Genomic DNA, 25279 nt, shown 5'->3' with positions numbered 1-25279 from the left:
GCCATGATGGCGGGGCGGATCGCGGTTCTCGGCGCGGGGCTGATGGGTTGCTGCCTCGCGCTTGCCCTCGCGCGGCGCGGCCTGCAGGTCGTGGTCTTCGAGCGGCGCGAGGCAGCGATGCTCGAGGCCAGCCTGCACAGCGAGGGAAAGCTGCACCTCGGCTTCGTCTATGCGGCGGACCCGTCGCTGCGCACCGCGGCGCTGATGCAGCGCGGGGCGGCCTGCTTCGCGGCGATCCTCGAGCGCTGGCTTGGCGCAGGCGTGCTCGACCCGTTGCAGTCCGAGCCCTTCGTCTACGCGGTGCACCGGGACAGCCAGCTGTCGGTGCCGTCGATCGAGGCGCATTTCGCGCGGGTGCAGGCGCTCTGGACAGGGCCGCCCGAGCAGGCCGCCTGGCGACGCCTTTCGCCCGGCGAACTCGAGGCGAGCTTCGACCCCGGCCTGGTGCGGGCCGCCTATCGGACCGGCGAGCGCGCCGTCGATACCGGGCGCGTCGCGGAACTCCTGCGAGACGCCTTGCGCGCGGACCCGCGCGTCGAGCTGCGCACGGGCTTCGACGTGGCCGCGGTGGCCGGCACGGCCGGCGCCTTCCGGGTCCATGGCACGGTGCAGGGCGCGGCATGCCGGGACGGCCCCTTCGCGCAGATCGTCAACTGCCTCTGGGCCAACCGGCCGGCCGTGGATGTTGCGTCCGGCCTCGAGGCGCGGCCGGCCGCGATGATACGCCACAAGGTCGGGCTTTTCCTGCAGGCCGAGGCTGGGGCCGACCGGGGTGCGCCGTCGACCACCTTCGTGCTCGGGCCCTTCGGCGACATCGTCGCCTGGCCATGCGGCAGGCTCTACCTGGCCTGGTACCCCGCCGGGATGGTCGGCGTTGCAAGGCAGGTCGCGCGGACCGATTGGAGGGCCGTGCGCGCCGGGCTGGACGCTCCGGCCATCGCGGCGGCGACCATCGCGGCGCTCGCCCGGCTGTGTCCCCGCCTCGCCGCCGTCGTGGCGGGGGCGCGGCCCGTCGTGGATGGCGGAGCGATCTATGCGCTCGGCGCCACGGACATCGACGACCCCCGCAGCCGGCTGCACCAGCGCAGCGAGGTAGGACTGGTCGCGGCGCAGGACGGCTACCACTCCGTGGACACGGGCAAGTACACGCTGGCGCCGCTGCTGGCCGAGGACCTCGCCACGCGGATCGCGGCTGGCGCGGGGACGGCGAGGCCATGACCGGGCGCCTGCTGCCCGGCACCACGCTCTGCGTTCCGGCCTGGAATGCCACCACCTTCCTCGCCGAGACGCTGGAGGCCGTGGCGCGGCAGCAGGTGCCCGGGCTGCGCGTGCTGGTCTCGATCGACGGGGCCGATGCGGGCACCGCGGCCGTGTGCGACGCCTTCCTGGGCGATGCGCGTTTTGCGCGGATTGTCCAGCCGCGGCGGCTCGGCTGGGTGGGCAATACGAACGCGCTGATCGAGGCGGTGGAGACCGAGCACGTCGCGATCATGCCGCATGACGACCTGCCGGCCGATGACTGGCTCGTGTCGCTGCATGCGGCATTGGCCGCGGACCCGGATGCGGTGGGCGCCTATGCCGACCTCGAGGCCTTCGGGACCAGCGAGTTCACCTTCGCGCAGCCCGAGATTGTCGGGCCGGGGCTTGCGCGCAGGCTCGAGACGATGCTGCACCAATGTGCCTGCGTCGCCTTTCGCGGCCTGTTCCGCCTGCGTCCCGGGCAGCCCCGGCCGCTGCTGCCCGCCGGGCTGCCGGGGGACATCGCGGCGGATACGGCCTGGCTGATGGAACTCGCCTGCCGGGGTGCGCTGCGCCGGGTGCCGCGGATCCTGGTGCGCAAGCGCTATCACGACCGTAACACCCATGGCGCCTGGTGGAGCCTGCCTCCGGAGACCGATTTCGCGGCAGGGATCGCGGTGCTGGACCGCATGGCGCGTCGCGCGAGCCATGGCCTGCCCGGCGGCCGGGTGCCGGTACGCCTGGTTGCCGCCGCGGCGCTGCTGCGGCTGCTGGACTGCGCGGATCCGTGGCCCTTCCTGAGAGCCGCGCCGATGGCGCGGCGCGTCGCGGCCTGGCTCGGGACGGATGGCCTGACGGGCCTGCTGCCGGACGCCGGCGACGTGCTTGCATGTCCCGAGGCCGTGGCGCTGCGCGCCTGCCTGGCGGAGCCCGCCTGCGCGCCTCGGCTGGCGGAGATCGCGGACGGCCTGCGCGGCAGCCCGTGGCATGGCGCGCTGGGCGTGCTGGCGCGCCTCGCGACGGAGGTCGCGGCTGCCGTGCCCGACGGGGCGGTCTCGGATCGGGCGGGAGGGCTCCCGGGGTCGCGGCCATGACGGCAGGCGGCGGCCAGGGCGGATCCATGGCGACCGCGGCGCCATGCCGCGCGATCGCCGGGGGGTCAGGTGCTGCCCGCGGCGGGCGGCGCGACCTCGCGCAGCACCTCCTCGGCCGTGCGCATGGCGGCGATGGCGGCGGGGAAGCCTGCATAGGCGCAGGCATGGGTGATGACCTCCGCGATCTCCTCCGGCGTGCAGCCATTGTTGAGGGCGCCAACGAGGTGGCCGCGGAGTTCGTGATGCTGGCTCATGGCGACCAGCATGCCGACCGTCACCATGCTGCGCTCCCGACGTGTCAGCGTGCCGCGCGTCCAGAGGCTGGCATAGGGGAATTCCTCGGAGAGGTGCCGCAGCGCCTGGTTCAGCGGCGTGGTGCTTGCGTCGCGGCGCGCCATATAAGCCTCGCCCAGCACCTCCCGCATTGCCTGCCGGCCCGTGCTGCGCAGCGCGCCATGCGCGGTTTCGTCCGTCATCGTATCCGCTCCGTTGATGTGGCGCGGGAGCATAGCGGATGACGAAGACGCTGCTGATCGTCTTCCACAGCATGACCGGCGGCACGCGGCAGATGGCCGAGGCCGCCGCGCGCGGCGCGGAAGGGCAGGGGGTGCGCGTGCGCCTCCTCCACGCCCCGGATGCGGGTGCAGCGGATCTGATCTCGGCGGATGGCTATGTCCTGGCGACGCCGGAGAACCTCGCGGCGATCGCCGGGCTGATGAAGGATTTCTTCGACCGAACCTACTACGCAGTGCTCGGGCGGATCGAAGGCCGGGCCTATGCCGCCATGATCTGCGCGGGCAGTGACGGCACGAACGCCGCACGGCAGGTCGCCCGCATCGCGACCGGGTGGCGCCTGCGCATGGTCGCGGAACCGCTCATCGTCTGCACCGACGCCCAGACGCCCGAAGCGATCCTCGCGCCCAAGACCATCGCGGCCGAGGACCTCGCCCGCTGCGAGGAACTCGGCGCGACCCTCGGCGCCGGCCTCTCGATCGGGATGTTCTAGGCGCTGGGCGCCCGCCAGCCGATCCAGTCGCAGACGGCGCCGCCCATCACGCGCGGCATCGCCGGGCCCTGCAGCCAGGGCAGTTCCTCGGTGAACAGCGTGATGCACTGCGTCCAGGAACACGGCATGCGCGTGATATCGGTGCCCCAGAAGAAGCGATCCGGGCCGAAGGCATCGAACAGGCGATGCAGCCCGTCATGGATGTCCCGGAACGGGTAGGCTTCCCGCGAATAGCCCGGCGCGCCGGTCGCCTTGACCGCGACATTCGGCAGGCGCGCGAGGTCCGTCACGGCGTCGATGTTCGCGAAGGCCTCCGCACCCTTCTCGTGCCGGATCGCGCCGCAATGGTCGATGATGAGGCGCAGGCGCGGGTGGCGTTCCGCGATGCGGGCGAATTCGGGCAGATAGCGCCAGGCCATGGTGGCGATCGGCAGCCCCGCCGCCTCCGCCGCCGGCCAGAGCCAGTCCATCGTGCCGTCGAAGGGCCAGCGTTCCTGGTCCGCGCGCACCAGCGGGTAGCGGAGGCCGCATTGCCCGGGCCTCTCGCGCCAGGTGGCCAGCAGCGGGCGGGACGTCTCGGGCGTATCGAGCGGCACCTGGCCGAGGATGCAGAAGCGAGCCGGATACTTCGCCGCAGCGGCTTCCGACACCGCGTTCGCGCCCGGGTCCCAGGATACCGGCGGATGCAGCACGGCGGCGTCCACCCCGGCCGCGTCCATCTCGGCCAGCGCCTCCTCGGCCGTGAAGACCGGGACCTGGCGGTGGTCGCCGCTCGGCGTCCCGCTGGCCCAGATATGGATCTGCGCGTCGACGATCCTCATGCTCATCCTCCTGGCAGCGGCATGGACGAGAAGCGGGTGTCGAGGTGCTCGATCTCGAGGAACCCCGCATCCGCCCCGAAGGCCTTGTAGATCGGGAAGGCCTTCATGACCCCGAGCGTCGCCGCGCTCTCGAGCGGCGAGATGAAGGAACAGTCCCCGTCGGCGAAATGCGGCTGGCGCATCCAGTGCGCGAGCTGCACGGCGGTCAGGGCATGGAAGCCGCTGTGCGGGTTGAGCGCGCGGCGGAAGGTGACCCCCGGCAGGCGCAGCATCTCCTCGTCCGGCAGCGGGTCGCGCCAGGCGGCGGTCGCGCCGGGGCGGAGGTCGCCGTCGATCCAGGTCTTGAGCGTCGGCCCCGCCGGGTTCCATTCGAAGCGGTTCGGCATCAGGAGGCGCTTCGGGCCGTGCGCGTCCTGGAAGGCCATGATCTTCGCCAGGAAGCCCGGGTCGGCGACGCGGAGATCGTCCTCGGAATAGCAGAACAGGTCGTAGGCATGGCGCGCATCGGCGAAGAGGCGCCGCGCCGCGAAGCCCAGCATGCGCGGGTCGTCGAGCTGTACGCGCACGTGCCGGACCCCGCGCGCCTTCGCATGCGACTCGTCCAGCAGGTGGTCCTGGCCGTTGGTCAGCACCACGATGTCGAGCCCGTCCGCCACGCCGCGCAGGCGCTCGAAGCGCTTGTGCTCGATGTTCAGGACCGTGGTCGGGCCGAAGGTGCCGCGCCAGCCGTCGATCACGCGCTTCAGCGTGGCCGCGCGCTGGTCGCGCCGATGCGCATCGGTCGAGGAATGGGTCGAGCCCTCCTCCGCCCGGAAGAAATGCACCAGCGCGACGAGGGCGCGCATCAGCGGCCGACCGCGTAGCCCTGCATGCCGCGCGGATTGGCGCCGGCGCGGATGGTGCCGTCCGGCTCGCGCCGCGCGCCGGTCAGCCGGCCCTCGGACCAATTGCCGCCCATCTCGGCCGCATGGCCCTTCGCGATCAGCTCCTCGAGCACGATCGGCAGGTAGCGCCCCTCGATCACCACCTTCCCGGGCTTCGCCCCGCGCGGCCAGAAGCTGCTGATCCAGTGTTCGGAATGGAAGGACGGCAGGTCGATCGCCTGCTGGATGTTCATCCCGTGGTGGATCATGCGCAGCAGCATGATCGGCTGCCACTGGTCCTGCTGTTCGCCGCCCGGCGTGCCGAAGGACAGCCAGGGCGCGCCGTCGCGCAGCACCATCGACGGCGAGAGCGTCGTGCGCGGTCGCTTGCCGGGCAGAAGGCCGTTCGGCAGCGTCTCGTCCAGCCAGAACATCTGGCAGCGCGACCCGAGGCAGAAGCCGAGCTCCGGAATGGCTGGGGAGGATTGCAGCCAGCCGGCCGATGGCGTCGCGCTCACCATGTTGCCGTGCCGGTCGATCACGTCGACATGGCAGGTATCCCCGCCCGAGGCGCCGAGGCGCGATACCGTCGGCTCCCCCGACCCGGCTGCCGCCGCCATGTCCTGCGAACGCCGCACGGCCGCCGCGTAGTCGGTGCGCGGCGCCAATCCGTCCGGGCTGCCGGGGCGGAATTCCATTGAGGCGCGGTCCGTGATCAGCGCCCGGCGTGCATCGCCGTAGGCACGCGACAGCAGCGTGGCCATCGGCACGTCGACGAAGTCCGGATCGCCGTAGAAGGCTTCCCGGTCGGCGAAGGCGAGCTTCTGCGCCTCGACCACGTGGTGGATGAAGTCGCTGCCCACCGGGTCCATCGCATCGACGTCGAAGCCGGCCATCAGCGCCAGCGTCTGCAGCATCGCCGGCCCCTGGCTCCAGGGGCCACATTTCAGCACCGTGTGGCCGCGGTAGTCGAAGGCCAGCGGCGCCTCGATGGTGGCCGACCAGCGCGCCATGTCGTCGGCGGTGATGACGCCGCGGTGGCGGCGGCCGGAGGTGTCCATCGCCTCGGTGGTGGCGGCGAAGCGGCCGATCGCCTCGGCCACGAAGCCGCGGTACCAGGCGGCGCGCGCGGCATCGACCTGCTTTTCCCGGCTGCCGCCGGCGGCCTCCGCCTCGCGCACCACGCGCTCATAGGTGTCGGCCAGCGCGGGGTTGGCATAGAGCCCGTCCGGCTTTGGCCCGCCATCGCGCAGCCAGAGCGCGGCCGAGGTCGGCCACTCGCTTTCGAACAGGGGCCGCACGCTGTCGATCGTGGCGCGGATGCGCGGCACCATCGGCGCGCCGTGCCGGGCATAGCCGATGGCGTAGGCCAGCACCTCCCGAACGCTCCACGTCCCGTGGTCGCGCAGCATCAGCATCCAGGCGTCGAAGGCGCCCGGCACGGGCGTTGCCAGCAGCCCGGTGCCCGGCATGATGTCGTGCCCCAACGCGCGCATGTGCGCCACGGTCAGCCCCGCCGGCGCCGGCCCCTGGCCGCAGATCACCTGCTGCCCGCCCGTGCGCGCGCTGTGCAGGATGATCGGGCAGTCGCCACCCGGGCCGTTCAGGTGCGGCTCCACGATCTGCAGCGTGAAGCCCGCCGCGGCGGCCGCGTCGAAGGCGTTGCCGCCGCGCTCCAGCACCGCCATGCCGACCTGGCTCGCGAGCCAGTGGGTGGAGGCGACGGCGCCGAAGGTGCCGATGATCTCGGGGCGGGTGGTGAACATGCTGGGCGGTTCCTTGGCGGGGAAGCCGATCATCTCCAGACGGGCGTCGGGCATCGGCGTGCATCCTCGGGGACTTGCGCGGAAGTTCGTCGCGCAGCACAGGGGGCGCGTCAATCCTGCGGGGGCGAAGGGCGATGCTGCTGGCGGTGGTCGGGCCCTCGGGGGCGGGCAAGGACACGCTGATGGGCCTGGCGCGTGCGCGGCTTGCGGGGGACGCGCGCTTCCGCTTCGTGCAGCGCGCCATCACGCGCCCGGCTGAAGCGGGCGGGGAGGCGCACCGGGCCCTCGACGCCGCCGCCTTCGAGGCCGAGCGCGCCGCCGATGCCTTCGCGCTGTGGTGGGGCGCGCATGGCCTGTCCTACGGCATTCCGCGCGACATCGAGGCCGACATCGCGCTGCGCCGCGTGGTGGTGGCGAACCTGTCGCGTGCCGTGCTGGCCGAGGCCGCCGCGCGCTATCCGCTGCGCGTGCTGAACATCACCGCGCCCGTCGCCGTTCTGGCCGCGCGCCTCGCCGCGCGGGGGCGGGAGGACGCGGCCGACATCGCCGCGCGTCTGGCGCGCGAGGCGACGCTGCCGCCGGGCCTAGATGTCGCGACCGTGACGAACGACACGACGCCGGAGGACGGCGCCGCGCGGGTCATCGAAGCGCTCAGCCGCGCAGCGGAAGACGCGCGACGATCGTGAAGTGGGCGCCCGGCGCCGGCTGCACGAAGACCGACAGCGCCGCGACGCGCCGCGGCCGGGCAGGCGCATCGCCCAGGAAGTCGGTGACCGCGGGCATCACCGCGGCCTTCTCGGCAGCGGCCAGCCGGCGCGTGAGCGTCACGTGGAACCGCCATTCCCCGAACACATAAGGATAGCCCCAGCGGTCGAGATTGTCGCGCTGTGCCGCGCCCAGCCGCTCGGGCCGGCGACGCGCCACCTCGGCCGCATCCGGCGGCGCGCGATGGGCGTCAAGCGCCGCGACGCAACCATCCGCCAGCGCGTGCAGGGCGGGGCAGGGCGCCGTCTCGCGCAGCGCGAGGAAGCCGTCGAGGTCGTGGACCGCGAGCGGCGGCAGGTCGAAGGGCGCGACCCGCGCCGCGAAGGCCGTCGCCTCGGCCAGCAGCGCGGCGTAATCCTGCACCAGCCGGAACGGCGGCTTCAGCGTCGCGTGCAGCCCGTAGCCACGCGGGTCGGCGGTGACCTCGGCAAGGTCGATGCCGGGCACCACGGGCTGCGCCAGCGCGGCACCCGCCGCGGCATCCCGCCCGAGCCAGGCGCTGCCGCGGGCATGCAGCGGGTCGTCCGTCTCCGGCGCCCAGTAGAGCGCGACGCGATGTGCCGTCATGCGACGCGCGCGCCCTCGCGCCAGACGCGGCGCACGACGGGATGGCCGGCCACCTGCCGCAACTGCACCAGGTCCGCCCGCAGCCCCGGCGCCAGCCGGCCGCGGTCGTCGAGCCGGGCCATCCGCGCCGGCCGGTCGGTGATCATCGCCACCGCCACGGGCAGGGAGACGCCGGTCTCCTCAGCCGTGCGCCAGGCCGCCTCGAGCATCGCCGCCGGGACGTAGTCGGACGCGAAGGCGTCCGCCGCCCCCGCGCGCACGAGGTCGGCCGCAGCGACATTCCCCGAATGGCTGCCGCCGCGCACGATGTTGGGCGCGCCGGCGATGACCTCGACCCCCGCGTCGCGCGCCGTCTCGGCCGCGACCATGGTCACCGGGAACTCGCTGATGCGGATGCCGTCGGCGAGGTTGCGGCGCACATCCTCCGCCGTCTCGTCGTCATGGGAGGCGATGGGCAGGTCGCGGTGGCGGATGCGCCCGAGCAGCCAGGCGCGCTGCGGCTCGCGCAGCCGCGCGCGCTGGTCGAGCAGCTCGCCGATGCGCTTCTCCACCTGGTCCAGCGTCAGGTTGGCCTGGCGCACGCGCATGGCGCGGTAGCGCTCCAGGTTCCGGTACTGGCCGATGCCTGGGGAGTGGTCCATCAGGCTGACCATGCGCACCAGCGGGTGGTCGGCGACGGGCTCCATGGCCGCGACCATGTCGGCGGCGGGCAATTCGCAGCGCAGATGCAGGAAATGCTCCGACCGCAGCGCCCCGGTATGCGCCAGCGCATCGAGGTCCGCCACGCCGTCGAGGAAGGTCTGGTGCCGCCCGGTGTCGAAGCCGAGGTCCCCGAGGCAGAGCGCATCCAGCACCGTGGTCACGCCGGCGGCCGCGCATTGCGCGTCATGCGCCAGCATGGCGGAACGGGACGGCCAGCGGGCATTCTGCCGCGGCTGCACCTGGCGCTCGAGGTTGTCGGTGTGCACGTCGACGATGCCCGGGATCAGGTGGTCGCCCTCGAGGTCCCGCGCGCCGGCCGCGTGGCTGCGACCCGGCTGCACCTCGGCGATGCGCCCGCTGCGCAGGACCAGCGTGCCCGGGAACGCTTCCTCCGGCAGCACGAGGATGGCGTTGGTCAGGATGGTCTCGATGGTCATGCGGCGTCCTGGTGGGGCAATACGTCGAACAGGCGGTCGGCCACGGCCCCGCGCACCTCGGCATCGTGGAAGATGCCGATGATGGCGGCGCCGGCGGCCTTCGCCTCGTTGATCATGGCGATGACGACGGCGCGGTTGGCGGCGTCGAGGCTTGCGGTGGGCTCGTCCAGCAGCAGCACCGGATAGCCCGGCGCGAAGCCGCGCGCGAGGTTCACCCGCTGCTGCTCCCCGCCCGAAAAGGTGGCCGGCGGCAGGCCATGCAGGCGCTCGGGCAGGTTCAGCCGGTGGAGCAGGGCGGTCGCGCGCGCCAGCGCCTCCTCGCGCGCCATGCCGCGCGCGATCATCGGCTCGGCCACGATGTCGCGCGTCGCCACGCGCGGGATCACGCGCAGGAACTGCGAGACATAGCCGATCGTCTCCCGCCGCGCCGCGATCACCGCGCGCGGCTCGGCGGTCGCGAGGTCCATCTCCGCGCCGCGATGCCGCAGCAGGATGCGTCCCGCCCCGGCGCCGTAATTGCCGTACAGGCAGCGCATCAGCGTGGACTTGCCCGCCCCCGACGGCCCCCACAGGGCGACGCATTCGCCCGGATGCACCGCCAGGTCCACGCCCCCCAGCACGGGGATCCGCACGCCGCCCTGCAGGTGCAGCGTGAAGGCCTTGGCAAGTCCCTCGGTCCGCAGCGCTGCGCTCATGCCGCCAGCACCGAGGAGACGAGCAGTTGCGTATAGGGATGCTGCGGGTCGTCCAGCACCCGGTCGGTCAGCCCCTGTTCCACCACGCGGCCCCGCCGCATCACCAGGATGCGGTCCGCCAGCAGCCGGGCGGCGGCGATGTCGTGCGTCACGATCAGCACCGAAAGCCCCAGCTCCCGCGACAGGGTCCGGATCAGGTCGAGCAGCCGCGCCTGCACGCTGACATCGAGCCCGCCCGTCGGCTCGTCCATGAACACCAGGCGCGGATTCGTCACCAGCGTCCGCGCGATCTGCAGCCGCTGCTGCATTCCGCCCGAGAAGGTGCGCGGCAGGTCGTCGATGCGCGTCGCGTCGACCTCGACCCGCGCCAGCCATTCGATCGCCTGCGCACGGATATTGCCGTAGTGGCGGGCGCCCACCGCCATCAGCCGTTCGCCGACATTGCCGCCGGCCGAGACGTTGAGGCGGAGGCCGTCGCGCGGGTTCTGGTGCACGAAGCCCCAGTCCGTGCGCATCAGGCGCCGCCGCGCGGCCTCCCCCATGGCGTGCACGTCCGCGCCGAGCCAGCGAACGCTGCCTGCATCCGGCGCCATCAGGCCCGACAGCACGCGCAGCAGCGTGGTCTTGCCCGAACCGCTCTCGCCCACGATGGCGACGACCTCGCCCTCGGCGACCTCGATCGCGACATCGACCAGCGCGGGGATGACGCCGAAATGCAGGGTCAGCCCCTCGGCCGTCAGCATGCCGCCGCCCCCCGGGCCGCGACGCGCTCGCCGCAGTAATCCGTGTCCGAGCAGACGAAGAGCCGCCCGCCGCGGTCGTCGGTGATCACCTCGTCCAGGTAGCTCTCGCGCGACCCGCACAGCGCGCAATCCTGCGGCGCGCGGATCGGGCGGAAGGGGTGGTCCTCGAAGTCGAGGCTGCGCACGTCCGTATACGGCGGGATCGCGTAGATCCGCTTCTCCCGCCCGGCGCCGAACAATTGCAGCGCCGCCATGCGGTGCATCTTCGGATTGTCGAAGGCCGGGATGGGGGAGGGCGACATCAGGTACCGCCCGCCGACCATCACCGGATAGTCGTAGGCCTTGGCGATGTGGCCGAGCCGCGCGATGTCCTCATAGAGCCGCACATGCATCAGCCCGTAGTCGGCCAGGGCGTGCAGGCGCTTCGTCTCGGCGCGCCGGGGCTCGAGCTTCGACAGCGGCTCGGGCTGCGGCACCTGGTAGACCAGGACCTGGTTCTCGCGCAGCGGCGCCTCCGGAATGCGGTGGCGGGTCTGGATGATGGTCGCCTCCGCCGTGCGCTCGGTCGTCGCCACGCCCGCCACGCGGGTGAAGAAGCGGCGGATGGAAATGGCGTTGGTGGTATCGTCCGCGCCCTGGTCGATCACCTTCAGCGTGTCGGCGGGGCCGAGGATCGCGGCCGTCACCTGGATGCCGCCCGTGCCCCAGCCATAGGGCAGCGGCATCTCCCGTGCGCCGAACGGGATCTGGTGGCCCGGGATCGCCACGGCCTTGAGGATGGTGCGGCGGAGCATGCGCTTCGTCGCCTCGTCCAGGTAGGCGAAGTTGTAGCCTTCCAATGGCGCGTTCATTCCGCCGCCTCCCGCAGGCTTTCGCGCACGAGTGCGGCGCGGATGGTGCGCAGGTTCTCCAGTTCCGACTGGAAATCGACGTAGTGCGGCAGCTTCAGGTGCTCGACGAAGCCGGTCGCTTCGATGTTGTCCGAGTGATAGAGCACGAATTCCTGGTCCTGCGCCGGCGCCGTCACGTCCTCCCCGAGTTCCGCGCTGCGCAGTGCTCGGTCAACCAGCGCCATCGCCATGGCGCGGCGCTCCCCGTGCCCGAAGACCAGCCCGTAGCCGCGGGTGAATTGCGGCGGCTCCGTGCGGCTGCCCTTGAACTGGTTCACCATCTGGCATTCGGTGACGGCGATCTCGCCGATCTCGATCGGGAAGCCCAGTTCGGGCGGCGTGAATTCCACCGCCACGTGGCCGACGCGGATCTCGCCCACGAAGGGATGGTTGCCGCCATAGCCGCGCTGCGTTGAATAGCCGAGCGCGAGGACGAAGCCCTCGTCGCCGCGCGCCAGGTTCTGCAGCCGCACGTCGCGCGCCGCGGGGAAGGCCAGGGGCTCGCGGGTCAGGTCGCCGGGCTCGCCGTCGCCGGGGTCCTCCCGCTGCATCAGCCCCTCGCGCGCCAGCAGTTCCGTCACGCGCGGCACCGCGGGCACCGGCGCGTCGGCCTCGGGCGCCGTGGCGCGCTCGGTGCCCTCGGCGGCCAGCGCGAAGTCGAGCAGCCGGTGCGTGTAGTCGAAGGTCGGCCCCAGCACCTGGCCGCCGGGCAGGTCCTTGTAGGTCGCGCTGATCCGCCGCCGCAGTCGCATCGCGCCGGTCTCGAGCGGCGCGGACGCGCCGAAGCGGGGCAGGGTGGTGCGATAGGCGCGCAGCAGGAAGGCGGCCTCGATCAGGTCGCCCTTGGCCTGTTTGATCGCGAGCGCGGCCAGGAAGCGGTCGTGGCATGACCCTTCCGCCATGACGCGATCGACGGCCAGCGGCATCTGCTGCTCGACCTGCGCCACCGTCAGTTCCGGCACGGCGGGGTCGCCACGCCGCGTCTCGTCGAGCCAGGCATGCGCGGCGGAAATGGCACGCTCCCCGCCCTTGACCGCGACATACATGCGTCAGCCCTCCGCGATCGTGATGCCGCGCGGCAGGGCGGCCAGATGCTCCCCCGCGCAGAGGACGACATCGACGCCGCGCGGGAACAGCGCGCGGTTGGCGGTCCAGGCCTGCACGAAGCCGGGCGGCAGGCCCTCGACCGCCAGGCGATGTTCGCGCTCGATTCCCGGGCCGATGAGCCGCCAGCCGTCGCCTTCCGCGAGCGACGCGACCTGCACGACCAGCGTCGCGCCGCGTTCGGGTTCCTCCTCGGTGCCCGTCCCCAGTGCGGAGAGGGCCGGTGGCGCGCCCGTGGCGAGGACGAAGGCGGCCTCGGCGAGCGTCGGCGACACCGGCGCGCCCGCATGGAAGCGGAGCCATGCGTCGGCATCCTCACCGCCATCATGGACCAGCGGCGTCCCGGAATCGGCCAGCGCCAGCAGCACGGCCGCGGCGGCGGGCATCAGTGGCGCCGGCGGCGCGAGCCCCGCGCCGGCGCGCTGCACGCGTCCCGGGCGGCTCATCGCCTCCAGCACCGCCCGGAAGGCGGCCTGCGCGTCCAGGACCGGATCTGCGAAGCCGGGCGTCAGGGCGGTCATCGGGTCGTCTGCATGGCGAGGAACTCCACCTTCGTCGCGGCGGCGCGCCGGGCCTCGGCGTCCCGCGCGGCCTGCTGGCGCGCGTCCAGCGGCGCGATCACGCCGTCCATCAGCGCCGCCCGGCGGGCCGGGTCCTGCAACGCCGCGTCCAGCGCCGCGGCCAGTTCCGCCTGCCGCTTGTCGCGCCCTGCCACGTAGGCGTGGCCGACCACGCCGCCGATCCGCACCGCGCAGCGCGTGACCGTCATCTCGCCCAGGTTGAAGGCGCCGCCATCGCCGCCGGCGCGGCCGCGGACCATGACCAGGCCGGTCTCGGGCGCGCGCAAGCGTTCATGCGGGGGCAGCGGGGGCAGGGCGGCGAGCAGCGCGGCGATCTCGTCGGCTTCGGCGCGGGCCAGGACCGCCATCCAGCGGCGGCGTTCGGCGATCGGGTCAGGGGTCATGTCGGTCATCGGATTTGTCTAGACAGATAGACATCTGACCGGCACAAAGTCCACACGGATATCCCACGGACATGGCCGCGGATGGTTGAAGTTTCGATGACAGGCGGCCCGCTCGCGCGCGGCCAGGGGGTCGCACTCTGGCGCCAGATCGCGGCCAGCCTCGAGGCCGAGATCGCCGGCGGCGGCCGTGCCGCCGGGGAGAGGCTGCCCACCGAGGCCGTGCTCACCGCGCGCTTCGGCGTGAACCGCCACACCGTCCGCCGCGCGCTCGAGGACCTCGAGGCCCGCGGCCTGATCCGCGTCGAGCAGGGCCGCGGGGCGTTCGTCGCCGAGGACGTGCTGGACTACCGGCTCGGCCCGCGCACGCGCTTCTCGGAACTGATCCGCCGGCAGAACCGCGAGCCGGCCGGGCGGATCCTGCACATGGCGGAAATGCCGGCCGAGACCCTGCTGGCCGAGGCGCTCGGCATCCGGCGCGGACGGGCGGTGCTGCGCGTCGAGCGGCTGGGCCTGGCGGACGGCCGGCCGGTGGTCGTCGGCCACCATCACTTCCCGCTGCCGCGCTTCGCCGCCGCCGCTGAGGCGCTGGAGCACGATCCCTCGATCAGCGCCGCGCTCGCCGCCTGCGGCGTGCCGGACTACCGCCGCCGGTCGTCCCGCATCACCGCCCGCCTGCCGACGCCGGAGGAGGCGGAGTTGCTCCAGCAGTCCCGGTCCCGCCCCGTGCTCGTCGCGGAATCGCTCAACGTTGATGCCGCGGGGCTGCCGGTGGACTGGACGCTGGCGGTCTATGCCGCCGGCCGCGTGCAGCTTCTCGTGGAGCCCTGACAGCATGGCCTGGACGATCACGGGGGGCGCGGTCCTGCGGGACGGCGCGATGGCGGAGGGCGCGCTCGCGCTCGCCGAGGGCCGGATCGCGGCGGAGGCGGCGCCCTGCGCGGCGCGCTTCGACGCAAGCGGGCTGCTCGTGCTGCCGGGGCTCGTCGACATCCACGGCGATGCGCATGAACGGCAACTCCAGCCACGACCCGGCGTCGACATCCCGGCGCCGCTGGCGCTGCGGGATTCGGCCGCACAGCTCATCGCCTGCGGCATCACGACGGCCTATCTCGGCGTGACGCTGTCCTGGGAGCCGGGGCTGCGGTCGCGCGATGCGTGGCGCGCGCTGAAGGCCGCGCTGCCCGCCGCGCGCAGCCACGCGGCGACCGACATCCGCGTCCACCTGCGCTTCGAGGCCGACAACCTGGCGGCGCTCGACGATGCGCTGGAGGGCATCGCGGACGGTAGCGTCCACCTGCTCGGCTTCAACGACCACACGCCGAGCATCGTGAAGAAGCTCGGTGACCCGGTGCAGACGGCGAAATACGCCGGGCGCGCGGGCATGGCGGCGGACGCGTTCCGCGCCCTGGCCGAGGCCGTCGCCGCGCGCCGGCACGAGATCCCGGCCGCTCGCGCAAGGCTTGCCGCCGCGGCGCGGGGCGCCGGCATCCCGATGCTGAGCCACGACGACGCGACCATCGAGGACCGGCTGCACTACCGCGCCCATGGCGCGACGATCTGCGAGTTCCCGATGGCGGAGCAGGTCGCCGCGCAGGCCCGCGCCGCGGGCGAGCACGTGGTGATGGGCGCGCCCAACGTGGTGCGCGGCGGCAGCCACCTCGGCTGGGCCTCGGCCGCGCCGCTGGCCGAGCGCGGGATCGTCACCGTGCTCGCCTCCGACTACGTCTGGCCCGCGATGATGGAGGCGGCCTTCGCCATGGTGCGGCGCGGTGTCATGGACCTGCCGCGGGCCTGGACGCTTGTGTCTTCGAACCCGGCGGAGGCCTGCGGCCTCGATGACCGCGGCCGGCTCGACTCCGGGCTGCGCGGCGACGTGGTGGTGGCCGATCCCGAAGCCGGCGCGCCGGTCGCGGTCTTCGCCGCCGGGCGCCTCGGCTGGCTCGCGCCGGGGGCGGACGCGCGCATCCTGCGCCCGGACGGCGCCTGACGCCCGGCCGCAACGCCGGACGCCTGCCGCGCCTATTCCTGGAAGGAGAAGGTGGTGTCGTGGCTGATCCGCTGCGTCCCGATGCCGAATACGTTCATGACGAAGCGGAACGTCACGTCGGTGGTCACGCGGACCTTCACCGTGGTGATGCCGCTGGCCGTGGTTTCGGTCCGGGTGACGCAGACGCCGGGATCCGCGGTGACGAGGCCCTGCACGACGCCGCTCCGGCCCATGGCCTGCACCAGCGCGTCGCGGCACACCTGCCCCCGGCTCGAACGCAGGTTCACGATGCCGTGGCGCATCGCATCCGCGCTGAAGTTCCGCAGCCCCTCGACGGTCATGAAATAGCGGCCGATGTCGAGGACCGCGAGGACGGTGACGAAGAACAGCGCGCCCACCAGCGCGAATTCGAGCGCCGAGGCGCCGCTGCGCCCGCGCAACGCGGCGCGCGCCGATGCGGGGCGCGGCGGGCTAGCGCAGGCGGATTTCGACATTGCCGCGCAGCGTCCTCTGCGGAACGATGAATGGGGGCGTGTAGTCGCGCGTCACGGTGACCCAGGCATAGCGCTGGAAATCCGTGGTGAAGCGCGTGGTGCAGGCGACTTCGCTGGTGGCGCCGACCGCCCGGCAGCGCTGGCCGCTCGTGATGCAAAGCCCGCTCGGGCTCGCCGCCGCGCAATTCGTCGCAAGCGGCCAGTCGCTGACATAGGCGCGCACCCCATCCCTGATCGCGGCCGTGTCGTTCGGGCGGGACATAACGACCTGTGCCCCAGCCCGCGCGGCGGCCTCCAGGCGGATGACCTGCTGCAGCGCGCTGCCGTAGTCGGCGACGCCCAGCATGATGAAGGTCACGACCGGCAGCATCAGCGCGAATTCCAGCGCGGCGGCGCCGCGCCGGTCGCGGCGCAAAGCGGGCCGGCGCGTCACTGGACCAGCACCACGTTCTGGATGACCGGCACGTTCGTGCCCGTCAGCGGGCAGGCGGTGATGTCGATGGTGGAGTTGCCGGTGAAGGTGATGCGGCCGCCCACATAGGCGGTGCACCCGCCCGAGGCCCCGGCGGGCGGGTTGGTGTTGGTGTTGCCGCTGATCTGGATCTCGCTGGTGGGGGCATAGACGCCGCCGAACAGCGTGCTTGTGGTGTTGCCCTCGATCCGGATCGCGTCATTGGCGGAGTTCGACACCTCGCCCAGCACGTCGCGGTAGATCACGACCCCGTCGTAGACCCCGGGCACGCCGGAACCGGCGGTAGGCGCGATCAGCGTAAAGGTGCCGCCCGAAAGCTGGATGTTGCCGACGTCGCCAGCCGTGCTGCCCGTCAGGACGAGCGTCACGCCGGTGCCGGTGACCGAGGCGCCTGGGGACGACATCTGCAGGCTCTGCCCGTCGAAGTAATTGGTACCCGGGGCGAAGTGGACGCGCTGGCCGTTGCCCGGGGAGATGTCCTCGCAGATGGCCGGGATAACGCCGGCGGGGGTTGCGGAGGTGCGCGGCACCGGCTGCACCGTGACCCAGCCACTCGGCGGCAGGCTCCGGTTGCCGCGCTGGACCCGCGGCAGGATGACGCCGGCGGCATCCCGATAGACCGGATTGGTGCAGACCAGGCCCGACATCGGGTTCGCCGCACGGTCGTCGAGCGCCGTGTAGGGGTTCGTCGCCGGCGGATGGTAGTCGAGGACGCCGCCGGGCAGTTGGTCGCGCGGGATGGCGTCGCAGTTCTCGCATTCGCCGCTCGCGCGGATCTGCGCGGCGCGCAGGCTGCCCGCGGCGTTCGTGCCGATGTCGACCGAGCGCAGCGCGCCGGCGTTCGAGACGATCACGCAATCCGGCGCGGTGAGCGAAGCCGAACCCGTGATCAGTGTGGTGCCGTTCACCTGGGAGGTGCTGCCGCCGGGCGGCGGGATCGACAGCGTGCAGGCCACGCCGGCATCCACGAGCGCCGCCGTCGCGCCGCCCCAGGCCTGGGGCGCCGTGGTGCTGATCAGGCGTGCGAAGCCGCCCCGCTGGTTCTGCGTGATGTCGACGCGCATCGCGTTCGGCAGCGTGCCGCCGGCCGTGAAGGTGCGGGCCGCCGGGTTCCATGTGCCGGCCGCGGCCGTGACCGTCGTTCCGGTGCCTGCGGTGAAGCCGTTCAGCGTGACGGTTTCCCGGGCCGCGCCCTCGGCCATGGCGACGGTGCGCAGCGGCGGCCGCTGCGCGAGCACCAGGGTGCCGCCATAGGCCGCGGCATCCGCGGCGTTCTGGGCATTGCGCCGGGCCAGGAGCCAGACCCCGGACTCGGTGGCCAGTGCGGCGATGCCGAGCATGGCCGTGGCCGCGACCGCGAAAGCGGTGGCGATGGCGCCACGGCGATGCGTCGTGCGACTGGCTCGGCGGGGGAGGCCCGCGCGGTTCCTCAGCACATGCAAGACAATACCGCAAAAATAAAAGGAGCGAAAATAAAGATTATAGTCGTGAATCTGGCTCAGTGCTGAAAAATCACCACGCCTTCGTGTTCAGGCAGCCCGGCACGGGCCCGTTTGACGTCGCGCCGCCGTGGCGCCACACCGCTTTCATGGCGTCAGGCGGCAGATTCATCACCCTCGAGGGCGGCGAGGGGGCTGGGAAATCCACCCAGGCCCGGCGGCTCGCCGCCGCGTTGGCCGCCGCCGGCCTGCCCGTGCTGCGCACGCGGGAACCGGGCGGCACCCCGGGCGCCGAGCGCATCCGGTCCCTGCTGCTCGGGCACGGCCCGTGGGATCCGGTGGCCGAGGCCATGATGATGTTCGCCGCGCGGCGCGAGCACCTGGTGCGGACGATCCGCCCCTTCCTTGCGGCCGGCGGCTGGGTGGTCTGCGACCGCTTCGCCGATTCGACCCTCGCCTACCAGGGCGCGCAGGGGCTGCCGCGCTCGGTCTGGGCGCGTCTCGCCGAGGTGGCGCTGGATGGCGTCGCGCCGGATGTGACCCTGGTGCTCGACCTGCCGGTCCGCGCCGGGCTGACGCGCGTGGAAGCGCGAAGCAACGCCCAGGCCGGCCGCCTGGAGGCTGGCGACGCGGATCGCTACGAACGGATGGGGACCGGCTTTCACGAGCAGGTTCGGTCCAACTTCCTGGCCATCGCCGCCGCCGAGCCGTCGCGCTGCGCGGTGGTGGATGCGGCACGCGATCCCGATGCGGTCTTCGCCGACATCGCACGCGAATTGCGCCTCCGCGCCGGAGCGCCGCTGCCGCCGTGACCGAGCCGCGCGCCAATCCCGACCTGGTGGGCCACGAGCAGGCTGCGCGCACGCTTGAAGCGGCCGCGCGTTCCGGGCGTATGCACCATGCCTGGCTGATCGCCGGCCCGCCCGGCATCGGCAAGGCGACCCTCGCCTGGCGGTTCGCGCGCTGGCTGCTCGCGGGCATGCCGGCGGGCGAGGCACCGCTGGCGGTGGATCCGGCCAGCCCGGTCTTCCGCCGCGTGGCCGCCGATACTCATGCGGATTGCTTCACCCTCGAGCCCAATACGGGCGAGCGCGGCACCAAGCGCGTTCTCCGCGTCGAGGATGCGCGCGCGGCGGTGCGCTTCCTGACCCAGACCGCGGCCGAGGGCGGCTGGCGCGTCGTGGTGCTGGACGAGGCGGAGCGCGCCGACCAGGCCGCGGTGCAGAACACGCTGCTCAAGACGCTGGAGGAACCGCCGCCCAGGACCGTGCTGCTGGTCGTGTGCTCGGCGCCGCAGCGCCTGCTGCCCACGATCCGCAGCCGCTGCCGGCGGCTCGACCTGAATCCGCTGGCGCCGGCCGAGATGGAGGCGTTGCTCGCGCGGCTGCGCCCCGACCTCGCGGCGGCCGAGCGTGGCGCGCTCGCGGGGCTGGCCGCGGGCTCGCCCGGCCGGGCGTTCGCGCTGCTGGAGGCCGGCGGGCTCGACCTCCAGGGCATGGTCGAGGCGAGCCTCGTCGCGCTCGCGCGTCCGGAGCCGCCGCGCGACCATGCCTTGGCCGACCGGCTCGCGATGGACCGCAGCGGCGGCGCCTTCGGCATCTTCATGGGGCTGTTGCGCGGCGCGATCGCCGCGGCGCTGCGGGAGGCCGCGCGCGGCCGCGCCGCACCGCCCTGGCTCGCCCGCCATCCGCTTGCCGTCTGGGCGTCGCTGTGGGATAGGCTCGGCACCCTCGCGGACGATACCGAGCGGTTGAATCTCGACCGGAAGCAGGCCGTGCTCACGGGTCTTTCCTGGCTCGCGCGGCCCTGAGCGGAGCGCGGAGCGTTCTTGGGTCGGGCGGCTTCGCCAGGCGACCGGTGGAACGCGACCCAACAGACGACCCCCTGAGCGGACAGCCCATGGCGAAACCGACCATCTACCTCACGACGCCGATCTACTACGTCAACGACCGGCCCCATATCGGCCACGCCTACACCTCCCTCGCGACCGACGTGCTGGCGCGCTTCAAGCGGCTGGACGGGCACGAGGTCTTCTTCCTGACCGGCACCGACGAGCACGGCCAGAAGGTCGAGAAGGCGGCGCAGGACGCGGGGGAGGACCCGCAGGCCTTCACCGACCGCGTGAGCCAGGCCTTCCGCGACCTGACGACGACGATGGGCTTTTCCAACGACGACTTCATCCGCACGACGGAGCCGCGCCACAAGGCGGCCTGTGTCGCGCTGTGGAAGGTGCTGGCGGAGCGCGGCGAGATCTACCTCGGCGACTACGAGGGCTGGTATGCCGTTCGCGATGAAGCCTTCTACGGACCGGACGAGCTGGTCGAGCGCGATGGCGTGAAATACGCGCCGTCCGGCGCGCCGGTGGAGTGGGTGCGGGAGCCGTCCTACTTCTTCCGCCTGTCGAAGTGGCTGCCCGAGCTGCTGCGGCGCTACGACCTGCCCGCCGGCGCCCCGGATCGCATCGACATCGAGCCCGAGAGCCGGCGCAACGAGGTGCGCGCCTTCATCCAGCAGGGGCTGAAGGACTTCGCCGACCGACCTGAGAAGCTCGATCTTTCCGTCTCTCGCACCTCCTTCACCTGGGGGGTGAAGGTGCCGGGCGATCCGGCGCATGTGATGTATGTCTGGCTGGATGCGCTGACGAACTACATCACCGCGGCGGGGTATCCGGACACGTCCCATCCGCGCTGGCGGTTCTGGCCGGCGGACGTGCATTTCGTCGGCAAGGACATCGTCCGCTTCCACACCATCTACTGGCCGGCCTTCCTGATGGCGGCCGGCATCGCGCCGCCGAAGCGGGTGTTCGCCCATGGCTGGTGGACGAATGAAGGCCAGAAGATCAGCAAGTCGCTGGGCAACGTCATCGACCCGGTCGCGCTGGTCGAGGAATACGGGCTCGATCCCGTGCGGTACTTCCTGCTGCGGGAGGTGCCCTTCGGGCAGGATGGCGACTTCTCACGCAAGGCGCTGGCGAACCGGCTGAATGGGGAACTGGCGGATGCGCTGGGGAACCTGGCGAACCGGGTGCTGTCGCTGATCCAGCGGAATTGCGGCGGGATGTTGCCGGGTGCCGGCGATCCGGCCGTGGGCGGGGCGCTGGCCGGGGCGGTGCAGGCGCTGACGGGGCAGGTGAGGGACCGGCTCGACCGCCAGGAATTCCACCTGGCGCTGGAGGCCGTGATGGCCTCGGTGCGCGATGCCAATGGATACATCACGCATGAGGCACCATGGGCCCTGAAGAAGACCGACCCGGTGCGGATGGCGGCGGTGCTGCGTCGCCTGCATTCGGCGCTGCGCGCCTATGCGACGCTGCTGCAGCCCTTCATGCCGGGCACCATGGCCGCGCTGCTCGATCAGCTCGGCGTGCCGGCTGACGCACGGGACTTCGCGGCGCTCGCAATGCCGCTCCCAGAGGGCACGCCCCTGCCGCCCCCTACGCCCCTGTTCCGCAAGATCGACCTCGCGGCCGCCTGATGCTCGTCGATAGCCACTGCCACCTCGACTACTACGTCGAGGCCGAGATCGAGCAGGTGATCGACCGCGCCAGGGCGGCGGGCGTCGGCCGGATGGTCACGATCGGCGTGCGCATGTCCCAGGCGGCGGCGGTCAAGGCGCTGGTGGAACGATTCCCAGAGGTCTGGGGCACCGTCGGCATCCACCCGCACAACGCCGGGGAAGGCCCGCTGCCCACGCCGGAGGAGATCGCCGCCGAGGCCAGCCACCCGCGCATCATCGGCATCGGCGAATCAGGGCTCGACTATTTCTACGACAAGGCGCCTCGCGACGCGCAGGCCGAGAATTTCCGGCGTCACATCCGCGCCGCCCGCCTCGCGGGCCTGCCGCTCTGCATCCATGCGCGGGACGCGGATGCCGACATCCTCGGCATCCTGCGGGACGAACGCGCGGCTGGCGGGGATTTCGACTTCCTGCTGCACTGCTTCAGCAGCGGCCGGGACCTGGCGGAACGGGCGGTGGAGATGGGTGGCTACGTCTCCTTCTCCGGCATCCTGACCTTCCCGAAATCCCAGGAGATCAGACACATAGCCCGCGATCTTCCAGCCGACCGCCTGCTGGTCGAGACCGACGCGCCCTATCTCGCCCCGGTGCCTTTCCGCGGCAAGCGCTGTGAGCCTGCCATGGTGGCCCATACCGCGAAGGTGCTGGCGGAGGTTCGGGGGATCGAGGTGAAGGCGCTCGCGGAGCTGACCACGGCGAACTTCCATCGCCTGTTCAGGAAGGCCGCATAACCTCTTGCTGAAAATCACGATCCTGGGTTGCGGCAGTTCTGGCGGGGTGCCGCAGATCGGCGGCGAGGACGGCCACGGCTGGTGGGGCGCCTGCGACCCGGCCAATCCGCGCAACCGCCGCACGCGGTCTTCCATCCTGGTCGAAGGCGGCGGCGGCGGGCGCCTGCTGGTGGACACCGGGCCGGACCTGCGGGCGCAACTCCTCGCCTGCGGCGTCGGGGGCGTCGATGCCATCCTCTTCACCCATGACCACGCCGACCACATCATGGGAATGGACGAAGTCCGCATCCTCAACCGGCTGGTCGGCCGGCCGCTCGAGGCCTTCGCGACGGAGCGGACGCTCGGGATCCTGCGCCAGCGCTTCGACTATGCCTTCCTGCCCTCGACCGGCCCGGTCTTCTACCGCCCGGCGGTCGAGCCCGTCCGACTCGCCGCCGGGGATGCCGTGAGCATCGCCGGGCATGCGGTGCAGACCTTCGCGCAGGACCATGCGGTGATGGAGACGTTGGGCTTCCGGATCGGGACCTTCGCCTATTCGACCGATCTGGTGCACCTGCCGGAGGAAAGTATGGCCCGCCTTCACGGGCTGGATACCTGGGTTGTCGGATGCTTCCAGCGGCGGCCGCACAAGGTGCACGCGAATCTGGATCAGGTGCTGGCCTGGGTCGGGCGGCTGAGGCCCCGGCGCACGGTGCTGACGCATATGAGCCCCGACCTCGACCATGGCTGGCTGGCCGCCAACCTGCCGCCGGGGGTCGAGCCGGGGCATGACGGGATGGTCCTCGGCCTGCCCGGCTGAGGGTCGGAGTGGCAGCCCTTTCGCGGCGGCGAGGGATGCCCCACATTCGCAGAAACGACGGCGGGCTGATTCGGCACCGCCGGGACGAAAGGATACCGCAATGGCTTGGGATCGCGACCCGGTCGAAGTCTACAACAACACCCTCGTGCCCATGGTCATCGAGCAGACCGCCCGTGGAGAGCGCGCCTTCGATATCTATTCGCGCCTGCTCAAGGAACGGATCATCTTCCTGACGGGTCCGGTCTTCGACCAGGTGTCTTCGCTGATCTGCGCGCAGCTTCTGTTCCTTGAGAGCGAGAACCCGTCGAAGGACATCGCCTTCTACATCAATTCTCCGGGCGGCGTGGTTTCGGCCGGTCTCGCGATGTACGACACCATGCAGTACATCCGCGCGCCGGTCTCGACGGTCTGCATCGGCCAGGCGGCGTCGATGGGGTCGCTGCTGCTCTGCGCCGGGGCCAAGGGCAAGCGATATGCCCTGCCGAACAGCCGGATCATGGTGCACCAGCCCTCCGGCGGCGCGCAGGGCCAGGCGGCCGACATCGAGATCCAGGCCCGCGAGATCCTGAAGCTGAGGCAGCGGCTGAACGAGATCTACGTCAAGCACACGGGCCAGCCGATCGAGGCGATCGAGAAGAAACTCGACCGCGACAGCTACATGTCGGCCGAGGAGGCCCGCGACTTCGGCCTGGTCGACCATGTGGTCGAGGAGCGGCCCGTGACCGCCTCGGAAGCCGCCAAGACGTGACGCGGGGCGCCCTGCGGGGCCGCTTTCGCTTTCCCCCGGCCCGGCCGGGGGCTACAATCCTGTTGCAGTTCCCCGCACTTCCGGGGAACACGGAGACGGCATGAGCAAGTCCGGCGATTCCAAGAACACCCTCTACTGCTCGTTCTGCGGCAAGTCGCAGCACGAGGTGCGGAAGCTGATCGCCGGCCCGACGGTGTTCATCTGCGACGAATGCGTCGAGCTCTGCATGGACATCATCCGCGAGGAGCACAAGACCACGCTGGTCAAGTCCCGCGACGGGGTGCCGACGCCGAAGGAGATCTGCAAGGTCCTCGATGACTACGTGATCGGCCAGGACCACGCGAAGAAGGTGCTGAGCGTCGCGGTCCACAACCACTACAAGCGGCTCGCGCACGGGGGCAAGAACCCCGACATCGAGATCGCCAAGTCGAACATCATGCTGGTGGGCCCCACGGGCTCGGGCAAGACGCTGCTGGCGCAGACCCTGGCGCGCATCCTCGACGTGCCCTTCACCATGGCTGACGCAACCACGCTGACCGAGGCCGGCTACGTCGGCGAGGATGTCGAGAACATCATCCTCAAGCTGCTTCAGTCGGCCGACTACAACGTCGAGCGCGCGCAGCGCGGCATCGTCTACATCGACGAGGTCGACAAGATCAGCCGCAAGTCCGACAACCCCTCGATCACCCGCGACGTGAGCGGGGAGGGCGTGCAGCAGGCGCTGCTCAAGATCATGGAAGGGACCGTCGCCTCCGTGCCGCCGCAGGGTGGCCGGAAGCATCCGCAGCAGGAATTCCTGCAGGTGGACACGTCCAACATCCTGTTCATCTGCGGCGGTGCCTTCGCGGGGCTCGAGAAGATCATCGGCGCCCGTGGCAAGGGCTCGGGCATCGGCTTCGGCGCGGAGGTCCGCGACCCGGATGAGCGCCGCACCGGCCAGATCCTGCGCGAGGTCGAGCCTGAGGACCTGCTGAAGTTCGGCCTGATCCCGGAATTCATCGGCCGCCTGCCGGTCGTGGCCACGCTGGACGACCTGGACGAGAAGGCGCTGATCGAGATCCTGACCAAGCCGAAGAACGCCCTGGTCAAGCAGTACGGCCGTCTGTTCGAGATGGAGGGCGCGAAGCTCACCTTCACTGAGGACGCGCTGAAGGCGGTCGCGACACGCGCCATCCAGCGCAAGACCGGCGCGCGGGGTCTTCGTTCCATCATGGAAGCGATCCTGCTGACCACGATGTTCGATCTGCCGGGCCTCGAATCGGTCGAGGAAGTGGTCGTGAACCGCGAGGTCGCCGAGGGCCGTGCCCAACCGCTGTTCATCCACGCCGAGCGGGCGGCGGAGCAGAGTTCTGCCTGATGCCCCGGGGCGCCGCCCGGCGCCCTGTCAAGATCTTGAGCGGGCGCCGCGCAGCCCCACATCCGGGGAATGCCGCGGCG

The 25279-nt window shown here is 71.9% G+C and carries 28 protein-coding genes; 13 read left to right on the top strand and 15 right to left on the bottom strand.

The features are described from left to right. The first annotated feature begins 3 nt into the window (after nt 1–3). On the top strand, nt 4–1218 hold the full coding sequence (locus E8M80_RS03300) for an FAD-dependent oxidoreductase (RefSeq protein WP_137124239.1): 1215 nt from the start codon (nt 4–6) through the stop codon (nt 1216–1218). Continuing rightward, nucleotides 1215–2333, top strand: coding sequence for a glycosyltransferase family A protein (locus E8M80_RS03295; RefSeq protein WP_137124238.1), 1119 nt, complete (start codon nt 1215–1217; stop codon nt 2331–2333). The genes E8M80_RS03300 and E8M80_RS03295 overlap by 4 nt, the downstream gene beginning before the upstream one ends. 65 nt (nt 2334–2398) lie before the next feature. On the opposite strand, the gene E8M80_RS03290 is transcribed toward E8M80_RS03295, so the two are convergent. Beyond that, nucleotides 2399–2809: a carboxymuconolactone decarboxylase family protein gene (locus E8M80_RS03290; RefSeq protein ID WP_170979175.1), complete on the bottom strand. Its 411-nt coding sequence runs from the start codon at nt 2807–2809 to the stop codon at nt 2399–2401. A gap of 38 nt (nt 2810–2847) precedes the next feature. On the opposite strand from E8M80_RS03290, the gene E8M80_RS03285 reads away from it, so the two are divergent. Beyond that, entirely contained in the window at nt 2848–3339 is a 492-nt protein-coding gene (locus E8M80_RS03285) for a flavodoxin family protein (RefSeq protein ID WP_137124236.1), read from the top strand. On the opposite strand, the gene E8M80_RS03280 is transcribed toward E8M80_RS03285, so the two are convergent. Genes E8M80_RS03280 through E8M80_RS03275 form a run of 3 tightly spaced genes read right to left on the bottom strand, consistent with a single transcriptional unit; the run spans nt 3336 to nt 6789 of the window. After that, nucleotides 3336–4160: an amidohydrolase gene (locus E8M80_RS03280; RefSeq protein WP_170979174.1), complete on the bottom strand. Its 825-nt coding sequence runs from the start codon at nt 4158–4160 to the stop codon at nt 3336–3338. The genes E8M80_RS03285 and E8M80_RS03280 overlap by 4 nt on opposite strands. A gap of 2 nt (nt 4161–4162) precedes the next feature. Beyond that, nucleotides 4163–5005, bottom strand: a complete 843-nt coding sequence (locus tag E8M80_RS25720; RefSeq protein WP_170979173.1) for a calcium-binding protein — start codon at nt 5003–5005, stop codon at nt 4163–4165. Beyond that, nucleotides 5005–6789: a gamma-glutamyltransferase family protein gene (locus E8M80_RS03275; RefSeq protein WP_137124653.1), complete on the bottom strand. Its 1785-nt coding sequence runs from the start codon at nt 6787–6789 to the stop codon at nt 5005–5007. Before E8M80_RS03275 ends, E8M80_RS25720 begins: the two co-directional genes overlap by 1 nt. Before the next feature lie 134 nt (nt 6790–6923). On the opposite strand from E8M80_RS03275, the gene phnN reads away from it, so the two are divergent. Further along, nucleotides 6924–7475, top strand: coding sequence for a phosphonate metabolism protein/1,5-bisphosphokinase (PRPP-forming) PhnN (gene phnN / locus E8M80_RS03270; protein WP_137124234.1), 552 nt, complete (start codon nt 6924–6926; stop codon nt 7473–7475). On the opposite strand, the gene E8M80_RS03265 is transcribed toward phnN, so the two are convergent. From E8M80_RS03265 to phnG, 8 genes are read right to left on the bottom strand one after another with little or no spacing between them, the layout of a single operon-like run. Beyond that, nucleotides 7441–8121, bottom strand: coding sequence for a DUF1045 domain-containing protein (locus tag E8M80_RS03265; RefSeq protein WP_137124233.1), 681 nt, complete (start codon nt 8119–8121; stop codon nt 7441–7443). The genes phnN and E8M80_RS03265 overlap by 35 nt on opposite strands. Then, nucleotides 8118–9260, bottom strand: a complete 1143-nt coding sequence (locus E8M80_RS03260) for an alpha-D-ribose 1-methylphosphonate 5-triphosphate diphosphatase (RefSeq protein WP_137124232.1) — start codon at nt 9258–9260, stop codon at nt 8118–8120. Before E8M80_RS03260 ends, E8M80_RS03265 begins: the two co-directional genes overlap by 4 nt. Then, nucleotides 9257–9955, bottom strand: a complete 699-nt coding sequence (gene phnL / locus E8M80_RS03255; RefSeq protein ID WP_137124231.1) for a phosphonate C-P lyase system protein PhnL — start codon at nt 9953–9955, stop codon at nt 9257–9259. Before phnL ends, E8M80_RS03260 begins: the two co-directional genes overlap by 4 nt. Beyond that, nucleotides 9952–10698 (bottom strand): phosphonate C-P lyase system protein PhnK, encoded by a 747-nt coding sequence (gene phnK / locus E8M80_RS03250; protein WP_137124230.1) that lies wholly within the window; start codon nt 10696–10698, stop codon nt 9952–9954. The genes phnL and phnK overlap by 4 nt, the downstream gene beginning before the upstream one ends. Then, entirely contained in the window at nt 10692–11549 is an 858-nt protein-coding gene (locus tag E8M80_RS03245) for an alpha-D-ribose 1-methylphosphonate 5-phosphate C-P-lyase PhnJ (RefSeq protein ID WP_170979172.1), read from the bottom strand. The genes phnK and E8M80_RS03245 overlap by 7 nt, the downstream gene beginning before the upstream one ends. Then, a complete protein-coding gene (locus E8M80_RS03240) occupies nt 11546–12634 on the bottom strand; it encodes a carbon-phosphorus lyase complex subunit PhnI (RefSeq protein ID WP_137124229.1) in 1089 nt (362 codons plus the stop codon). Before E8M80_RS03240 ends, E8M80_RS03245 begins: the two co-directional genes overlap by 4 nt. Nucleotides 12635–12637: 3 nt before the next feature. Further along, entirely contained in the window at nt 12638–13213 is a 576-nt protein-coding gene (phnH, locus tag E8M80_RS03235) for a phosphonate C-P lyase system protein PhnH (RefSeq protein WP_137124228.1), read from the bottom strand. After that, complete coding sequence (phnG, locus tag E8M80_RS03230) at nt 13210–13665, bottom strand: phosphonate C-P lyase system protein PhnG (RefSeq protein WP_370287159.1); 456 nt, start codon at nt 13663–13665, stop codon at nt 13210–13212. The genes phnH and phnG overlap by 4 nt, the downstream gene beginning before the upstream one ends. A gap of 87 nt (nt 13666–13752) precedes the next feature. Here phnG and phnF point away from each other — a divergent pair, with 87 nt between their 5' ends. Together phnF and E8M80_RS03220 are read left to right on the top strand one after the other, a co-directional pair. Then, entirely contained in the window at nt 13753–14484 is a 732-nt protein-coding gene (gene phnF / locus E8M80_RS03225; protein ID WP_137124227.1) for a phosphonate metabolism transcriptional regulator PhnF, read from the top strand. A gap of 4 nt (nt 14485–14488) precedes the next feature. Then, a complete protein-coding gene (locus tag E8M80_RS03220; protein ID WP_170979171.1) occupies nt 14489–15643 on the top strand; it encodes an alpha-D-ribose 1-methylphosphonate 5-triphosphate diphosphatase in 1155 nt (384 codons plus the stop codon). A gap of 32 nt (nt 15644–15675) precedes the next feature. Here the strand turns inward: E8M80_RS03220 and E8M80_RS03215 are convergent, their stop codons facing one another. Genes E8M80_RS03215 through E8M80_RS03205 form a run of 3 tightly spaced genes read right to left on the bottom strand, consistent with a single transcriptional unit; the run spans nt 15676 to nt 18045 of the window. Continuing rightward, nucleotides 15676–16137: a TadE family protein gene (locus tag E8M80_RS03215; RefSeq protein ID WP_137124225.1), complete on the bottom strand. Its 462-nt coding sequence runs from the start codon at nt 16135–16137 to the stop codon at nt 15676–15678. Further along, nucleotides 16115–16570, bottom strand: a complete 456-nt coding sequence (locus E8M80_RS03210; protein ID WP_137124224.1) for a TadE/TadG family type IV pilus assembly protein — start codon at nt 16568–16570, stop codon at nt 16115–16117. Before E8M80_RS03210 ends, E8M80_RS03215 begins: the two co-directional genes overlap by 23 nt. Beyond that, on the bottom strand, nt 16567–18045 hold the full coding sequence (locus E8M80_RS03205; RefSeq protein ID WP_255467502.1) for a TadG family pilus assembly protein: 1479 nt from the start codon (nt 18043–18045) through the stop codon (nt 16567–16569). Before E8M80_RS03205 ends, E8M80_RS03210 begins: the two co-directional genes overlap by 4 nt. Nucleotides 18046–18197: 152 nt before the next feature. Between E8M80_RS03205 and tmk the strand changes: the two genes are divergently transcribed. The 7 genes from tmk to clpX all read left to right on the top strand — a co-directional run bounded on the left by tmk (nt 18198) and on the right by clpX (nt 25199). Continuing rightward, nucleotides 18198–18860 (top strand): dTMP kinase, encoded by a 663-nt coding sequence (gene tmk, locus E8M80_RS03200; RefSeq protein WP_137124222.1) that lies wholly within the window; start codon nt 18198–18200, stop codon nt 18858–18860. Further along, entirely contained in the window at nt 18857–19858 is a 1002-nt protein-coding gene (locus E8M80_RS03195; protein WP_240789869.1) for a DNA polymerase III subunit delta', read from the top strand. The genes tmk and E8M80_RS03195 overlap by 4 nt, the downstream gene beginning before the upstream one ends. Nucleotides 19859–19947: 89 nt before the next feature. Further along, a complete protein-coding gene (metG, locus tag E8M80_RS03190) occupies nt 19948–21522 on the top strand; it encodes a methionine--tRNA ligase (RefSeq protein ID WP_137124221.1) in 1575 nt (524 codons plus the stop codon). Further along, nucleotides 21522–22295 carry a TatD family hydrolase gene (locus E8M80_RS03185; RefSeq protein WP_137124220.1) on the top strand — a complete coding sequence of 258 codons (774 nt, stop codon included), beginning with the start codon at nt 21522–21524 and terminating at the stop codon, nt 22293–22295. The genes metG and E8M80_RS03185 overlap by 1 nt, the downstream gene beginning before the upstream one ends. A 7-nt stretch (nt 22296–22302) precedes the next feature. Continuing rightward, nucleotides 22303–23094 (top strand): MBL fold metallo-hydrolase, encoded by a 792-nt coding sequence (locus tag E8M80_RS03180; protein WP_137124649.1) that lies wholly within the window; start codon nt 22303–22305, stop codon nt 23092–23094. Nucleotides 23095–23194: 100 nt separating this feature from the next. Then, complete coding sequence (gene clpP, locus E8M80_RS03175; protein WP_137124219.1) at nt 23195–23842, top strand: ATP-dependent Clp endopeptidase proteolytic subunit ClpP; 648 nt, start codon at nt 23195–23197, stop codon at nt 23840–23842. 100 nt (nt 23843–23942) lie between these two features. Next, a complete protein-coding gene (gene clpX, locus E8M80_RS03170) occupies nt 23943–25199 on the top strand; it encodes an ATP-dependent Clp protease ATP-binding subunit ClpX (protein WP_137124218.1) in 1257 nt (418 codons plus the stop codon). Nucleotides 25200–25279 lie beyond the last annotated feature (80 nt).

Source organism: Roseomonas sp. HF4, from assembly GCF_005222755.1.
Classification (GTDB): Bacteria; Pseudomonadota; Alphaproteobacteria; order Acetobacterales; family Acetobacteraceae; genus Neoroseomonas.
Note: the sequence above shows the minus strand (reverse complement) of the source record. Positions and strands in the feature narration are given on the sequence as shown.